The 15,443-nt window shown below is 70.5% G+C and carries 10 protein-coding genes and 1 tRNA gene; 2 read left to right on the forward strand and 9 right to left on the reverse strand.

The genetic code is table 11. The annotated features are described in order from the left end of the window. Nucleotides 1-29 precede the first annotated feature (29 nt). The 3 genes from ACIQ8J_RS04555 to ACIQ8J_RS04565 form a co-directional block, all read right to left on the reverse strand. Nucleotides 30-530 carry a single-stranded DNA-binding protein gene (locus ACIQ8J_RS04555; RefSeq protein ID WP_403264718.1) on the reverse strand — a complete coding sequence of 167 codons (501 nt, stop codon included), beginning with the start codon at nt 528-530 and terminating at the stop codon, nt 30-32. Nucleotides 531-753: 223 nt separating this feature from the next. Continuing rightward, nucleotides 754-2,490, reverse strand: coding sequence for a GTPase (locus ACIQ8J_RS04560; RefSeq protein ID WP_403264720.1), 1,737 nt, complete (start codon nt 2,488-2,490; stop codon nt 754-756). Further along, on the reverse strand, nt 2,487-4,091 hold the full coding sequence (locus ACIQ8J_RS04565) for a dynamin family protein (RefSeq protein ID WP_403265250.1): 1,605 nt from the start codon (nt 4,089-4,091) through the stop codon (nt 2,487-2,489). Before ACIQ8J_RS04565 ends, ACIQ8J_RS04560 begins: the two co-directional genes overlap by 4 nt. A 365-nt stretch (nt 4,092-4,456) precedes the next feature. Here ACIQ8J_RS04565 and ACIQ8J_RS04570 point away from each other — a divergent pair. After that, nucleotides 4,457-4,529 (forward strand) — tRNA-Arg (locus ACIQ8J_RS04570). Nucleotides 4,530-4,659: 130 nt separating this feature from the next. Here ACIQ8J_RS04570 and ACIQ8J_RS04575 read toward each other — a convergent pair. The 6 genes from ACIQ8J_RS04575 to kdpF form a co-directional block, all read right to left on the reverse strand. Continuing rightward, complete coding sequence (locus ACIQ8J_RS04575; RefSeq protein WP_403264723.1) at nt 4,660-7,203, reverse strand: ATP-binding protein; 2,544 nt, start codon at nt 7,201-7,203, stop codon at nt 4,660-4,662. A 98-nt stretch (nt 7,204-7,301) separates the two neighbouring features. Beyond that, nucleotides 7,302-7,988: a response regulator gene (locus tag ACIQ8J_RS04580; RefSeq protein ID WP_403264726.1), complete on the reverse strand. Its 687-nt coding sequence runs from the start codon at nt 7,986-7,988 to the stop codon at nt 7,302-7,304. A 130-nt stretch (nt 7,989-8,118) separates the two neighbouring features. After that, on the reverse strand, nt 8,119-8,793 hold the full coding sequence (locus tag ACIQ8J_RS04585; RefSeq protein ID WP_403264728.1) for a potassium-transporting ATPase subunit C: 675 nt from the start codon (nt 8,791-8,793) through the stop codon (nt 8,119-8,121). A gap of 6 nt (nt 8,794-8,799) precedes the next feature. Beyond that, nucleotides 8,800-10,926: a potassium-transporting ATPase subunit KdpB gene (gene kdpB, locus ACIQ8J_RS04590; protein ID WP_403264731.1), complete on the reverse strand. Its 2,127-nt coding sequence runs from the start codon at nt 10,924-10,926 to the stop codon at nt 8,800-8,802. Continuing rightward, a complete protein-coding gene (gene kdpA / locus ACIQ8J_RS04595) occupies nt 10,923-12,587 on the reverse strand; it encodes a potassium-transporting ATPase subunit KdpA (protein WP_403264734.1) in 1,665 nt (554 codons plus the stop codon). Before kdpA ends, kdpB (ACIQ8J_RS04590) begins: the two co-directional genes overlap by 4 nt. Nucleotides 12,588-12,595: 8 nt before the next feature. After that, on the reverse strand, nt 12,596-12,685 hold the full coding sequence (gene kdpF / locus ACIQ8J_RS04600) for a K(+)-transporting ATPase subunit F (protein WP_063801986.1): 90 nt from the start codon (nt 12,683-12,685) through the stop codon (nt 12,596-12,598). Between the two features lie 573 nt (nt 12,686-13,258). On the opposite strand from kdpF, the gene kdpB (ACIQ8J_RS04605) reads away from it, so the two are divergent. Next, entirely contained in the window at nt 13,259-15,439 is a 2,181-nt protein-coding gene (gene kdpB, locus ACIQ8J_RS04605; protein WP_403264738.1) for a potassium-transporting ATPase subunit KdpB, read from the forward strand. Nucleotides 15,440-15,443: the final 4 nt, after the last annotated feature.

Raw genomic sequence — 15,443 nt, forward strand, 5'->3', positions numbered from 1 at the left:
CCGCACCATCTCCGCTCAAGCGCGCCCGGCTAGGTACCCACCGGAGCCGCGGCGGGTGCCGACTCCCATACCACCGGTGGGAGTCCATCAGGTGCCGACGGTTCGGCTCCCGGCGCCGAGCCCCCCTCCGCCACCTGCGTCCCGGCCCGCTCGGCCGGGCTCGCCTCGCCCTTGAACACCCGCCGGAATGCGGTGGTTCCGCGCGACATGTCATGTCCGACCGCCACCGCGTCGACGTCCGCCGAGAACCAGCGCGGGCCGTCCTTGCGCTCCTCGTCCCGCACCTTCAACCGCCCGTGCACCACGAGCGGTTCACCGATCGAGACCGAGCCCGTCAGGTTCATCCCGAGCGCCCGCGCCGCCCACACCGTGTAGAAGCTGGTGGCGCCGTCCACCCAGCACTGCTTCTCCCGGTCGAAGCGGCGCGCGGTCACCGCGAGCCGGAACCTCGCCGCCCCGCCCTTCGCCGATTCCCGCCACTCCACCTGCGTCGCCACATTGCCGACCAGCGTCACCATCGTGTCGTTCACTGCCCTCAACCCCCGTACCCCGTAGATCCCGTGGGCCCGGTCCCGCCGCGTGCCGCGGTGGCGGAGAAAGCCCCCGCCCGGCCCCGCAGTCGATCGAACCCTTGCGCTGTCGATCTCCATGCTGGACCGGACGGGGAGCCCGTGCAGCGGCCTGTGGACTACCGCCCGGTTGTGGACAACCCGCTCACCCGGCGCCCGCCACCCCGGCCCGCGCGAACCCCCCTCACCGCGCCCCCGCCCCCACCACCGCCGCGTACTGCTCGCGCACCTCGCGGTACCGCAGCAACTCGGCGGCGACCGGGTCCAGGACCTTGGCCCGGCCGCAGGCCGCCGCGGCCTCGCGGAGCCGGCGTTCGGCCTCCTGCCCGTAGCGCCGTCCCGGGCCGCGCGCCGCCACCGCGCACGCCCACTCGACCAGCGGTCCGCCGACGATCCCGCCCAGCATCACCAGCGCGGGCACGATGAGACCCGGCTGAAGGACCCCGACGATCTGGCCGAAAAGCCACAGCCCGCCGACGATCTGAATGCCGGTCATGAGCATCTGGGCCAGCACGGCGGCGGGCCACCAGGGCGGCCGGGGTGAGGTGCCGCGCTCCTGCTCCTCCCGTGCCGCGAGTTCGTCCAGGGACTCGGGGAGGCCCTCGGCGCCGCGCACCGCGGCCTCGCGCACGGCCTGGGCCCAGGGCGCGGGCAGCCCCGCCGCGGCTTCGCCGGCGACCGTACGGACCGCCTGCTCGACCCGCTGGCGTGCGGTGACCGGCTCCTCGATCGGGGCCTCGGGGCGGGTCCGCAGCACGGCCGGGACGCGGATCCGCTCGTACCAGCGCCACAGCCGCAGCCACGGAGTCCCGCACGCACGCCCGGCGTTGCGCCGCCACTCGCGTTCGGCGGCCTCGCCCGCCGCGCCGGCTCCGACCGCGGCGGCCAGGCGCTCCGCGAAGTCCTTGCGGGCCCGCTCCCCGAGGCGCGGCCGGCCGTCCGCGACGTACAGGGGACGCAGTTCGGCGGCGGCGGAATCCACGTCGGCGGCCAGCCGGCGGGCCGCCGCGCCGCGTTCCTGCACGAACCGGCCGAGCTGTTCGCGGAGTTCGCCCACGCCCTCGCCGGTCAGCGCGGAGAGCGCGAGCACCGAGGCGCCGGGTTCGCCGTGTTCGCCCAGTGCCATGCCGTCCTCGTCGAGCAGCCGGCGCAGATCGTCGAGAACCTGGTCGGCGGCCTCGCCGGGCAGCCGGTCCACCTGGTTGAGCACGACGAAGCTCACCTCGGCGTACCCGGCGAGCGGGCGCAGATAGCGCTCGTGGAGCACGGCGTCCGCGTACTTCTCGGGGTCCACCACCCACACGATCGCGTCCACGAGCGCAAGGACCCGGTCGGCGGCGTGGCGGTGCGAGACGACCGCCGAGTCGAGGTCGGGCAGATCGACCAGGACCAGGCCCTCCAGGTCGCTCTCCGCGCCGTCGAGCGGTCTGCGGCGCAGCCTGCCGGGGATGCCGAGCCGGTCCAGCAGACCGGCGGCGCCGTCGGTCCAGCTGCACGCGATGGGCGCCCCGGTGGTCGGCCGACGCAGCCCGGTGTCCGAAATATGGCTCTTGGCAAGGGAGTTGAAGAGAGTGGACTTGCCGCTTCCGCTGGCACCCGCGACTGCGACGACGGTGTGCCGCGACGAGAGCCGCCGGCGGGCCGCCGCCTCGTCGAGCACCCGGCCCGCCTCGGCGAGGGTCCGCCCCTCCAGACGCGCGCGGGACAGGCCGACCAGTTCGCTCAGCGCGTCCAGGCGGCCCTTGAGCTCACCGACGTACGGCCCGCCGATGGGCTCGTAGGCGTCCTCGGCGGCATCCTCCGACTCCCCTCCTGCTCCCTCCCCCTCTCCCGGAAGGACCGCTTCCGCCACCTCGCCGGGTTCGGCGACGCGCCGCGCGATCAGCCCGTCGTCCCAGCGGTCGTCAGCCTCCTGCGTCATGCCGCTTTCCTCTCCCTCTGCACCACGGACAGCGCCGCGATCAGCCCGGCCTGCGGCTCGGGCGTCACCTCCAGCGCGTCCAGCGGCGCGAGCCGCCGTTCCCGTTCGGCGCCGAGCACCTGGTCGACGTACGTGGTGACCAGCTCGCCGCCCTTGTCGCGCAGCCGCAGCGCGCCCTGGGCGCCGATCCGCTCGGCGAGCCGCTCGCCCGCCCGGCGGGCCCGGCGGCCGCCGAGCAGGGCCGCGGCGAGCAGGGCCGCCACGGTCTCCGGATCGGGCGCCAGCGACCGCTCCATCTCCCGCACTTCGTCCTCGGCCAGCTCTTCGAGCACCCTGCGCCAGCGCCGTACGGCGAGCCCGATCCGGTCCTCCGGGTCCTCGTGGCGCACGGCCTCGGGGAACCGCCCCGCGGCCGGCTCGCGCGCCCACGCGTCCCTGACCCGCTCGTCGGCGGCGGCGGCCGCGCACCGCAGCAGTTCGGCGAGGCTGTCCACGAGCGCGTCCAGGAGCTCCGCGGAGGTGGCGCCGCCGGGGTGGGCGCGCCAGCGGGTGATCGCGTCCCCGGCGAGCACCTCGCCCGCCAGCACCCGCCGCCGCACCCGGGCGCCCTCCTTGGCGTACGCGTCCTCGACCGCGCCGGTGAGGCGTACGGCGGCCGCGTGCTGGGCTGCGACGGCCGAAGCGAGCTCGGGCATCCGCGCGTTGAGCGATTCGATCGCGCCGGAGGCGGTGCGGGCCACGGCCTGCTGGCGGGCGGCCGGGTCCTGGCTGCGGTGGCTGAGCCAGGCGAGCAGCGGGGCGACGGCACTGGCGGGCAGCAGCCCGTGCGAGACCCCCGCGGACTCGGGCAGCTCGGGCACGGTGAACCGCGGCACCTCCCCGAGCCCGGCCTTGGTGAGCAACGCCCCGTACTGGCGCGACACTTCGGTGAGCACCTGGTGCGGCACCCGGTCGAGCACGGTGACGAGCGTCGCGTCGTACTCCTTGGCGGTGCGCAGCAGATGCCAGGGCACCGCGTCGGCGTACCGGGAGGCGGTGGTGACCATGACCCACACGTCGGCGGCGCAGATGAGTTCGGCGGCCAGGATGCGGTTGCTGACGACCAGTGAGTCGATGTCGGGCGCGTCGAGCAGGGCGAGCCCGCGCGGCAGCGTGGCGACGGTCTCGACCCGTACGGCCCCGACGTCGTCCCCGCCGGGCGGGTCGCCCCCTTCGGCGTCCTCCTGCTGCTGCGGCAGCCATACGCGGGTGAGTTCGGGCAGGACGCGCGGTCCGGCGAACCAGTCCTTGTCGTCGGGATGGCAGACGAGTACGGGCGTACGGGTGGTGGGCCGCAGCACGCCCGCCTCGCTGACCCGGCGCCCCACAAGGGAGTTGACGAGTGTGGACTTCCCCGCGCCGGTCGAACCGCCGATGACGGCGAGCAGGGGCGCTTCGGGATCTCGGAGCCGGGGCAGCAGATAGTCGTCGAGCTGTGCGAGCAGCTCGCTGCGCGTCTGCCGGGCGCGTGGGGCACCCGGCAGGGGCAGCGGGAGACGCACGGCGGCGACACTGTCGCGCAGGGCGGAGAGTGCGTCGATGAGCTGAGGCCGTACGTCCAAGGTCACCACATGCGAAGAATGCCCAACTTTGGCGGCTTTTTGAAGCGTATGGCCACTTCCGCGCGCGTCCATTCATCGCCAGGGCATACCGGACGGACACATGGGACACACGGGACGAGTAGGACGCAGGCATAACGAGTGCACAACACCCTGCGCCACAAGCGTCAAAAGCGCTGCAGGATTCGCACCTGCCTGCGATTATCGGTTCGCTTCACCGAACCTCCACATCGTGCCACGCAGGTGAAGCAACCGGGACTGGGTGACAGGAGCCCTATCCTTGTCCCGGCAAGGTCAACGGCCCGGGACCCGTCCCGGACCCGCCCCCTTGCCCGCCCGGGGCTCCAGGCCACCGAGGCCACCATTCGGCCCCCGTAGCTCAGTGGATAGAGCAGGCGCCTTCTAAGCGCTTGGCCGCAGGTTCGAGTCCTGCCGGGGGCGCTTTCGCGCCAGTGCTGGTCTGGCCCTCCTTCGGGAGGGCCTTTTTGCTGGTGGGGGCAGGCTAGCGGGCATGGCGTAGCAGGGGCGTAAGACCTGCCCGAGCCCCTGGTCACGCCCTTGCGGGGAGGGGCTACGACGTGGTCGTCGTCGGCAGGTCCGGGCTGACCGGTGGGTGGCCGGCCGCCTGCTTCAGGGTGATGACCATGGTCATGCCGCCGCCCGGGGTGTCCTCGGCCGCCAGCGTGCCGCCCATGGCCTCGGCGAAGCCGCGGGCCACCGCGAGGCCGAGGCCGACTCCGGCGCCGCGCGGGGCGTCGCCGTAGCGCTGGAAGGGCGCGAATATGCGGTCCTTCGCCTCGTCGGGGACGCCCGGACCCTGGTCGGCGACGCGGAGCTCCACCCGGTCGGCCATGGCGCTCGCGGAGATGAGGACCCGCTCGCCGGGCAGGCTGTACTTGACGGCGTTCTCCACGATGTTGGCCACCGCGCGTTCGAGCAGACCGGCGTCGACCGCCACCATCGGGAGGTCCTCCGGGATGTCCAGCACCACGCTGTCCTCGGGGACGCCGCCCAGCGCCATCGGGACGACCTCGTCGAGGTCGATCTCCCGGATGATCGGGGTGACCGTGCCGGTCTGGAGCCGCGACATGTCCAGGAGGTTGCCCACCAGGTGGTCCAGGCGGTCCGCCCCCGCCTCGATGCCTTCGAGCAGCTCCGCCTCGTCGGCCTCGGACCACTCCACGTCGTCCGAGCGCAGCGACGTGACGGACGCCTTGATGCTCGCGAGCGGGGTGCGCAGGTCGTGGCTGACGGCGGCCAGCAGCGCGGTGCGGATGCGGTCGCCCTCGGCGTACAGCCGCGCCTGGTGGGCCTCCTCCCGGAGGCGCTGGCGGTCCAGGACGACCGCGGCCTGGGCCGCGAACGCGCCGAGCACCCGCCGGTCCTCGGCGGGCAGTACGCGCCCGGAGAGCGCGAGGGCCATCCGGTCACCGACCGGCATGTCCACGTCGGCGTCCTCGGGGCGGGAGGCCGGGGCGGGTCCGATGCTGCCCGTGCAGGTCCACGGCTCGACCTCGCTCGTACGCTCCAGAAGGGCCACGGACTCCATGGCGAAGGTCTCGCGGACGCGTTCCAGGAGGGCGTCCAGGCTGGTCTCGCCGCGCAGCACGCTGCCCGCGAGGAAGGAGAGGATCTCCGATTCGGCGCGCAGCCGGGCGGCCTGGTGGGTGCGGCGGGCGGCCAGGTCCACGACCGAGGCCACGGACATCGCCACCAGGAAGAAGATCGCTATGGCGACGATGTTCTTCGGGTCGGCGATGGTGAGTTCGTGGACCGGCGGGGTGAAGTACCAGTTGATGAGCAGCGAGCCGAGCGCCGCCGAGGCCAGCGAGGGCAGCAGACCGCCGAGCAGCGCGGACCCGACCGTCAGCGACAGGTAGAGCAGCATCTCGTTGGCGAGGCCGAGGTCCATGCTGATGCGGTTGAGCAGCATCGTCAGGAGCACCGGGCCTATGACTCCGGTCAGCCAGCCCCACAGGATCCGGGTCCGGCCGAGCCGCGCCCCGCGCGCCACCGGCAGACCGCGCCCGCGCGCGGCCTCCTCGTGCGTGACGATGTGTACGTCGAGATCGGGACCGGAGTCGCGGGCGACCGTGGCGCCGACGCCCGGCCCGAAGAGGTACTGCCAGGCCCTGCGGCGACTCGTGCCCAGCACGATCTGCGTCGCGTTGACCCCGCGCGAGAAGTCGAGCAGGGCCGGCGGCACGTCGTCGCCCACCACGTGGTGGAAGGTTCCGCCGAGGTCCTCGACCAGGGTGCGCTGGACGGCGAGTTCCTTCGGCGAGGCGGCGGTCAGGCCGTCGCTTCTCGCGACGTAGACGGCCAACACCTCACCGCCCGCGCCCTTTTCGGCCAGCCGGGCCGCGCGGCGGATGAGGGTGCGCCCTTCCGGTCCGCCGGTCAGGCCGACGACGATGCGCTCGCGCGAGCCCCAGATCTTGTTGACGCGGTGCTCGCTGCGGTACTCCGTCAGATACTCGTCCACCCGGTCGGCGACCCACAGCAGCGCCAACTCCCGCAGTGCGGTGAGGTTTCCGGGCCGGAAGTAGTTGGAGAGCGCCGCGTCGACCTTCTCCGGCTTGTAGATGTTGCCGTGCGCCATGCGGCGGCGCAGCGCCTGCGGCGACATGTCGACCAGCTCGATCTGATCGGCCCGCCGCACGACCTCGTCCGGGACGGTCTCCTGCTGCCGTACGCCCGTTATCGACTCGACGACGTCACCGAGCGACTCCAGATGCTGGATGTTGATGTTGGAGACGACGTCGATGCCGGCCGTCAGGAGCTCTTCGACGTCCTGCCAGCGCTTGGTGTTGCGCGAGCCGGGGATGTTGGTGTGGGCCAGCTCGTCCACCAGGGCCACCGACGGGCGGCGCTCCAGGACCGCGTCCACGTCCATCTCGGTGAAGACGCTCCCGCGGTATTCGATCTCGCGCCGGGGCAACAACTCCAGGCCGTGCAGCATCACTTCGGTGCGCGGCCTGCTGTGGTGCTCGACGAAGGCGACGACGCAGTCGGTGCCGCGCTCGGCCCTGCGGTGTGCCTCGGAGAGCATCGAGTACGTCTTGCCGACACCCGGCGCCGCGCCGAGGTAGATGCGGAGCTTGCCGCGTGCCATGGTTCCGATCTCTGTGGTCGCTCTGGATGGTGGGGCCGGTCCCTGCCTCGTTGCTGCTGGGCGCGGATGGAACGGACCTGGATACGGACCCGGTGGGGTCACACCTCGAAGCGGTACCCCATGCCCGGGGCGGTGATGAGGTAGCGCGGGTGGGACGGATCGACCTCCAGTTTGCGCCTCAACTGGGCCATGTAGACCCGGAGATAGTTGCTCTGCGTACGGTAGCTCGGCCCCCACACCTCCTGCAGCAGCTCGCGCTGGGTGACCAGGCGGCCGCGGTTGCGCAGGAGGACTTCGATCAGGTGCCACTCGGTCGGGGTGAGCCGGATGTCCTTGCCGCCGCGCCTGGCCTTCTTGGCGAGCAGGTCGATGCTGAAGCTCTTGGTGGTGACGACGCCCTGCGCCTCTTCGGCCTGGGCCTCGGGGCCGGTCCGCCGGGTGGCCGCCCGCAGCCGGGCGAGGAGTTCGTCCATGCTGAACGGCTTGGTGATGTAGTCGTCGGCGCCCGCGTCCAGCGCGGCGACCTTCTCGTCGGAGGTGTTGCGGGCCGAGACCACCAGCACCGGCACCCGGGAGAAGCGGCGCAGCGCCTTCATCACATCGAGGCCGTCCATGTCGGGCAGTCCCAGGTCGAGCAGTACGGCGTCCGGCTGGTTCGCGGCGGCCAGACGGAGGGCCGTCTTCCCGTCGGACGCGGCATCGACGACGTATTTTCGCGCCCTGAGGTTGATCTCAAGAGCCCGTACGAGCTGTGGTTCGTCCTCGACCACCAGCACCCGGGTCATCGGTGTGCCGCCTTCCTATTGTGCTGTGGATCCAGAGGGAGCCCGGAAACGGGGCACGGTCGTGCCGAGGGGCGGAGGCCCGCGGCCGGAGTACCCGGACCGCCGGCCCCCGCCCCTCGCGGTAAGCCGATCACTTCTGGACGAGTTCCTTGAGCGCGATGTTGAGCTTGAGGACGTTCACGCGCGGCTCGCCGATGAAGCCGAGCCGGCGGCCGCTGGTGGCGTCCGCGACGATCTTGTCGACCTGCTGGACGGTGAGGTGGTTCTGCTCCGCGACCCGGTGGACCTGGATCTTCGCGTACGCCGGGGAGATGTCCGGGTCCAGACCGGAGCCGGAGGAGGTGACCGCGTCCGCGGGCACGTCGGCCGGGTTCACCTTGTAGCCGGCGGTCGAGTTGTCCTTGACGACGGCGGCCTTCGCGTCGGTGACCTGCTTGATCAGCTTGTCGTTGTCACCCGACAGGTTCGTCGCACCCGACACGATCAGCTGGTACTGCGTGTTGACCGTGTTCGCGGCGAGCCCGTTGGAAGGGCGCGGCTGGAACCACTTCGGGTCCGGTACCGCAGCTTCCTCGGCGTCGTTCGGGTTCTTCTTCGGCAGGTTGTAGCTCTGGCCGATCAGTTCCGAACCGACCACCTTTCCGCCGGACTTGATCTCGGAGCCGTTGGCCTTGTTGCCGAACGCCACCTGGGCGATGCCGGTCACGACGAGCGGGTAGATGACCCCGCACACGACCGTCAGGACCAGGAGGGCGCGCAGACCGGCGCCCAGCAGACGGGCGGTGTTTCCCAGTGAGTTGTTCATGACCGATCAGCCGATTCCGGGGATGAGGGAGATGAGCAGGTCGATGATCTTGATGCCGATGAACGGGGCGATCAGACCGCCCAGGCCGTAGATGCCAAGGTTGCGGCGGAGCATCTTGTCGGCGCTGGTCGGCTTGTACTGCACGCCCTTCAGCGCGAGCGGCACCAGCGCGATGATGATCAGCGCGTTGAAGATGACGGCCGACAGGATCGCCGACTCGGGGCTGTGCAGGCTCATGATGTTGAGCTTGTCCAGGCCCGGGTAGACCACCGCGAACATCGCCGGGATGATCGCGAAGTACTTCGCGACGTCGTTGGCGATCGAGAAGGTGGTCAACGCGCCCCGGGTGATGAGGAGTTGCTTGCCGATCTCGACGATCTCGATCAGCTTGGTCGGGTTCGAGTCGAGGTCGACCATGTTGCCGGCCTCCTTCGCGGCCGACGTACCCGTGTTCATGGCCACACCGACATCGGCCTGTGCGAGCGCCGGGGCGTCGTTGGTGCCGTCACCGGTCATCGCGACCAGCTTGCCGCCGGCCTGCTCCCGCTTGATCAGCGCCATCTTGTCCTCGGGGGTCGCCTCCGCGAGGAAGTCGTCCACCCCCGCCTCTTCGGCGATGGCCTTCGCGGTCAGCGGGTTGTCACCCGTGATCATGACCGTCTTGATGCCCATGCGGCGCAGCTCGTCGAACCGCTCCCGCATGCCCTCCTTGACGACGTCCTTGAGGTGGATGACACCCAGGACGCGGGCGCCCCGCTCGTCCTCGACGGCGACGAGCAGCGGCGTGCCACCGGCCTCGGAGATCTTGTTCGCCAGCGCGTCGGCGTCCTCGGCGACCTGGCCGCCCTGCTCCTTGACCCAGGTGATGACCGAACCGGCCGCGCCCTTGCGGGTCCTGCGTCCGTCCACGTCCACGCCCGACATACGGGTCTGGGCGGTGAAGGCCACCCACTCGGCGCCGGCGAGTTCGCCCTGGTGGCGCTCGCGCAGGCCGTACTTCTCCTTGGCGAGGACCACGATGGAGCGGCCCTCGGGCGTCTCGTCGGCCAGCGAGGACAGCTGGGCGGCGTCGGCGACCTCGGCCTCGGTGGTGCCCTTGACCGGCACGAACTCCGACGCCTGGCGGTTGCCCAGGGTGATGGTGCCGGTCTTGTCCAGCAGCAGCGTGGAGACGTCGCCCGCCGCTTCGACCGCCCTGCCGGACATGGCCAGTACGTTGCGCTGGACCAGGCGGTCCATGCCCGCGATACCGATCGCGGAGAGCAGCGCGCCGATCGTCGTCGGGATCAGGCAGACCAGCAGCGCGGCAAGCACGATCATCGACTGCTCGGCCTTCGCGTACATCGCGAACGGCTGGAGCGTGACGACGGCCAGCAGGAAGACGATCGTGAGGGACGCCAGCAGGATGTTGAGGGCGATCTCGTTCGGCGTCTTCTGGCGGGAGGCGCCCTCGACCAGGTTGATCATCCGGTCGATGAACGTCTCGCCCGGCTTCGTCGTGATCTTGATGACCACGCGGTCCGACAGCACCTTCGTACCACCGGTGACGGCCGAGCGGTCGCCGCCGGACTCCCGGATGACGGGAGCGGACTCGCCGGTGATCGCCGACTCGTCCACCGACGCGACACCCTCGACCACGTCACCGTCGCCGGGGATGATGTCGCCCGCCTCGCAGACGACCAGGTCACCGATCTTGAGCTCGGTGCCGGGCACCTGCTCCTCGACGCTGCCGTTGAGGCGGCGGGCGACGGTGTCGGTCTTGGCCTTGCGCAGGGTGTCGGCCTGCGCCTTGCCACGGCCCTCCGCCACCGCCTCCGCCAGGTTGGCGAAGATCGTGGTCAGCCACAGCCAGGCCGCGATCGCCCAGCCGAACCAGTCGCTCGGGCTCTTGATCGCGAGGATGGTCGTCAGGACCGAGCCGATCTCGACCACGAACATGACCGGAGACTTGATCATGGTCTTCGGGTTGAGCTTCTTGACCGCGTCCGGGAAGGACTTGACCAGCGCCTTCGGGTCGAAGAGACCCCCGCCGACCTTGCCGTGGTCCTTGTGACCCGTTGGGACGTCGCTGTGCGGGGCCCGGGTCGGAGTGGCAGTGGACATCTCGTCCTCGTGCTTCAGGTTGGTGGTCATGACGCCAGCCCCTCGGCCAGCGGACCCAGCGCGAGCGCGGGGAAGTAGGTCAGACCGGTGACAATCAGGATGGTGCCGACCAGCAGGCCCGTGAACAGCGGCTTGTTGGTGCGCAGGGTGCCCGCGGTCTCCGGGATCGGCTTCTGCTCGGCCAGCGAACCGGCCAGGGCGAGGACGAAGACCATCGGCACGAACCGGCCGAGCAGCATCGCGAGACCGATCGAGGTGTTGAACCACGGGGTGTTCGCGTTGAGGCCCGCGAAGGCGGAGCCGTTGTTGTTGGCGCCCGAGGTGTAGGCGTACAGCACCTCGGAGAAGCCGTGCGCACCCGAGTTCGACATCGAGACCAGCGTGGAGGGCATCGCCATCGCGATACCGGTGAAGATCAGCACCAGCGCCGGGGTGATGAGGATGTAGCAGGCCGCGAACTTGATCTCGCGGGTGCCGATCTTCTTGCCCAGGTACTCGGGCGTGCGGCCGACCATCAGACCCGCGATGAACACCGCGATGATCGCCATGATCAGCATGCCGTACAGGCCGGAGCCCGTACCGCCCGGCGCGATCTCGCCGAGCTGCATGCCCAGGAGCTGGATGCCGCCGCCGAAGCCGGTGAAGGAGGAGTGGAAGGAGTTGACCGCGCCCGTGGACGTCAGGGTCGTGGCCACCGAGAAGATCGCCGAACCGCTGATCCCGAAGCGGGTCTCCTTGCCCTCCATCGCCCCGCCCGCGACGTCGAACGCCGGGCCGTGGTGGGCGAATTCGGTCCACATCATCAGGGCGGTGAATCCGACCCAGATGGTGACCATCGTGGCGAGGATCGCGTAGCCCTGCTTGACCGAGCCGACCATCTTGCCGAAGGTCCGGGTCAGTGCGAGCGGGATGACGAGGATCAGGAAGATCTCGAAGAGGTTCGAGAAGCCGTTGGGGTTCTCGAAGGGGTGGGCCGAGTTGGCGTTGAAGTAACCGCCGCCGTTGGTGCCCAGCTCCTTGATGGCCTCCTGCGAGGCCACCGCCCCGCCGTTCCACTGCTGCGAGCCGCCCATGAACTGGCCGACCTCGTGGATGCCCGCGAAGTTCTGGATCGCGCCGCACGCGACCAGGACGACCGCGCCGATCACCGAGATCGGGATCAGGATCCGGACGGTGCCGCGCACCAGGTCCGACCAGAAGTTGCCCAGCTCACCGGTGCGCGAGCGGGCGAAGCCACGGACCAGGGCGACGGCGACCGCGATGCCGACGGCGGCCGACACGAAGTTCTGGACCGCCAGACCACCGGTCTGCACGACGTGGCCCATGGCCTGCTCGCCCGAGTACGACTGCCAGTTCGTGTTGGACACGAAGGAGGCGGCCGTGTTGAACGCCTGGAACGGGTCGATCGACACGAAGCCCAGCGAGCCCGGCAGCGAGCCCTGCAGGCGCTGGATCAGGTAGAGGAACAGCACGCTGACCGCGGAGAAGGCGAGGACGCCGCGCAGATAGGCGGGCCAGCGCATCTCGGTGGACGGGTTGGCGCCGATGGCCTTGTAGAGCCACTTCTCGACACGCAGGTGCTTGTCGGAGGAGTAGACACGGGCCATGTAGTCGCCGAGGGGACGGTATGCCAGGGCCAGCGCCGCTGCGAGCGCGAGGAACTGGAGCACACCGGAGAGCACAGGTGACATGTCGGGGCTCAGAACCTCTCCGGGTAAACGAGGGCGAGGACGAGGTAACCCAGCAGGGCGACGGCCACGATCAGACCGACAATGTTCTCGGCAGTCACAGCTTTGCCACCCCCCTGGCGATGAGCGCCACCAGCGCGAAGACCGCGATCGTGGTGACGACGAAGGCCACGTCGGCCATCGTGAACTCCTGAAAGAGGTTCGAAAAAGAACGGACGCCATGAGGAAACCGTCTCCGACAGTGTTTGCGCGCTCCGTTGACGGGCCTCTTACGGCCATTGGCGCCCCTTTAACGGGACTCTTACGCCCGCACGGACGGCCACCCGTCGACCTGGGGATATCTAGCAGCCTTCTACGCCAAACGGGGCATTTTTCCGAGCGGGTCACAACGCTTTCCGGCCGGATGCGCGAAGGTCGGCCAAACCCCCGTGTACGGGATCCTGACAGGACACTGACACCCGGTCGGCGAGCCGCCGTCAGAGGGGCGTAAAACTCCGCTCAACGGGCGGAGCGCGGCTTCTTCGTCGCCTAGATTCGTGTGCTGCCGCTCACTGACAGTCGCGGACAGCCATGGCCGGCCCGCACTCGGGCCATGCCCTTCCACCGTCCCGGCATGAGCGGTGACCTGCGGCGATGTCTCGCCGCATCGCGTCCCCACCAGAAGGTCACCCCCGATGTCTCCCGCCGCCCCCCAGCAGGCCCAGACCGTCCCCGCTCCCAGTGGTCCGCCGCCCCGCAATCCCCGGACTCCGGGGCCCGGCCGGCCCCCGCACCGCGGTGCCCGCCGCCCCAGCGGGCTCTTCGAGCCCGTGCAACTGGTCACGTCGTTTCCCGACGCGCTGCGCAAGCTGCATCCGCGGGCGCTGGTGCGTACCCCGGTCCTTTTCGTGGTCTCGGTCGGGGCGGTGCTCACCACGCTCTCCGCGCTCCTGAACCCGTCGGTCTTCACCTGGGTCATCAGCGTCTGGCTCTGGCTGACGGTGATCTTCGCCAACCTCGCGGAGGCCGTCGCCGAGGGCCGGGGCAAGGCCCAGGCCGAGTCCCTGAGGAAGGCCCGCACGGACACGGTGGCGCTGCGCCTGCGCGACAACTGGCGGGTCGGCACCGATCTGAGCAGCGCGCGCACGGAGGCGGTCGCCGCCACCGACCTCAAGCCCTTCGACTTCGTACTGGTCGAGGCGGGCGAGCTGATCCCGGCGGACGGCGACGTGGTGGACGGGGTCGCGGCGGTGGACGAGTCGGCGGTGACCGGCGAGTCCGCGCCGGTCATCCGCGAGTCCGGCGGCGACCGCTCCGGCGTCACCGGCGGCACCACCGTCCTGTCCGACCGGATCGTCGTCCGCGTCACCTCACGCCCCGGGCACTCCTTCCTCGACCGGATGATCGCGCTGGTCGAGGGCGCGTCCCGGCAGAAGACGCCGAACGAGATCGCGCTCAACATCCTGCTCGCCGCGCTCACCATCATCTTCGTGCTGGTCGTCGTCACCCTCCAGCCCATGGCCGAGTACGCGAACGCCGCCCAGTCCACCACCGTCCTCGTGGCGCTCCTGGTGACCCTGATCCCGACCACCATCGGCGCGCTGCTCTCCGCGATCGGCATCGCGGGCATGGACCGGCTGGTGCAGCGCAACGTGCTGGCCATGTCGGGGCGGGCGGTGGAGGCGGCCGGCGACGTGAACACCCTGCTGCTCGACAAGACCGGCACCATCACCCTCGGCAACCGCGAGGCCGCCGCCTTCATCCCCATGCCCGGGGTGCGCGAGCACCACCTCGCCGACGCCGCGCAGCTCGCCTCGCTCGCCGACGAGACGCCCGAGGGCCGCTCCGTCGTCGTCCTCGCCAAGAACCAGTACGGGCTGCGCGAGCCCGCCGAGGGCGATCTGGCGGGGTCCCGGTTCGTGGAGTTCAGCGCCCAGACCCGGATGAGCGGGGTGGACCTGCGCTGGGAGAACGGCGCCGTCTCCCACATCCGCAAGGGCGCGACCGCCCAGGTCATCGAGTGGGTCATGATGTACGGGGGCCAAGTGCCGCCCGAGGCACTCCAGTTCACCGAGGCGATCTCGGCATCCGGCGGCACCCCACTGCTGGTGGGCGTGCACGACTGGAACGGGCCCCGCGTCCTCGGCGTGATCCACCTCAAGGACGTCGTCAAGGACGGCATCGCGGAACGCTTCTCGGAACTGCGCCGCATGGGCATCCGTACGGTCATGATCACCGGGGACAACCCGCTCACCGCCCGTGCCATCGCGCGGGAGGCCGGGGTGGACGACTTCCTCGCCGAGGCCACCCCCGAGGACAAGCTCGCCCTGATCAAGAAGGAGCAGGAGGGCGGCAAGCTGGTCGCGATGACGGGCGACGGGACGAACGACGCCCCGGCGCTCGCGCAGGCCGATGTGGGCGTGGCGATGAACACGGGGACCTCGGCCGCGAAGGAGGCCGGGAACATGGTGGACCTGGACTCCAACCCGACGAAGCTCATCGAGATCGTCGAGATCGGCAAGCAACTCCTCATCACCCGTGGGGCGTTGACCACCTTCTCCATCACCAACGACGTCGCGAAGTACTTCGCGATCATCCCGGCGATGTTCGCCTCCGCCTATCCGGGCCTCGAAGCGCTGAACGTCATGGGCCTGCACAGCCCGACGTCCGCCATCACCTCGGCGATCATCTTCAACGCCCTGATCATCGTGGCGCTCATCCCGCTCGCCCTGCGCGGCGTCCGCTACACCCCCGCCTCCGCCCACGACCTGCTCCGCCGCAACCTCGGAATCTACGGTCTCGGCGGACTCGTCCTGCCCTTCGTCGGCATCAAGCTGATCGACGTGATCGTGTCGATGATCCCCGGCCTCGGCTGACCGG

Origin of the sequence: Streptomyces sp. NPDC094147 (assembly GCF_044764265.1) — a bacterium.
Lineage (GTDB): Bacteria > Actinomycetota > Actinomycetes > Streptomycetales > Streptomycetaceae > Streptomyces.

Excerpts from the sequence above, each read along its gene's own strand:
- ACIQ8J_RS04560 (WP_403264720.1), bottom strand. The coding sequence starts at position 2,490 with ATGACGCAGGAGGCTGACGACCGCTGGGACGACGGGCTGATCGCGCGG.
- ACIQ8J_RS04575 (WP_403264723.1), bottom strand. The coding sequence starts at position 7,203 with ATGGCACGCGGCAAGCTCCGCATCTACCTCGGCGCGGCGCCGGGTGTC.
- ACIQ8J_RS04580 (WP_403264726.1), bottom strand. The coding sequence starts at position 7,988 with ATGACCCGGGTGCTGGTGGTCGAGGACGAACCACAGCTCGTACGGGCT.
- ACIQ8J_RS04585 (WP_403264728.1), bottom strand. The coding sequence starts at position 8,793 with ATGAACAACTCACTGGGAAACACCGCCCGTCTGCTGGGCGCCGGTCTG.
- kdpB (WP_403264731.1), bottom strand. The coding sequence starts at position 10,926 with ATGACCACCAACCTGAAGCACGAGGACGAGATGTCCACTGCCACTCCG.
- kdpA (WP_403264734.1), bottom strand. The coding sequence starts at position 12,587 with ATGTCACCTGTGCTCTCCGGTGTGCTCCAGTTCCTCGCGCTCGCAGCG.
- kdpB (WP_403264738.1), top strand. The coding sequence starts at position 13,259 with ATGTCTCCCGCCGCCCCCCAGCAGGCCCAGACCGTCCCCGCTCCCAGT.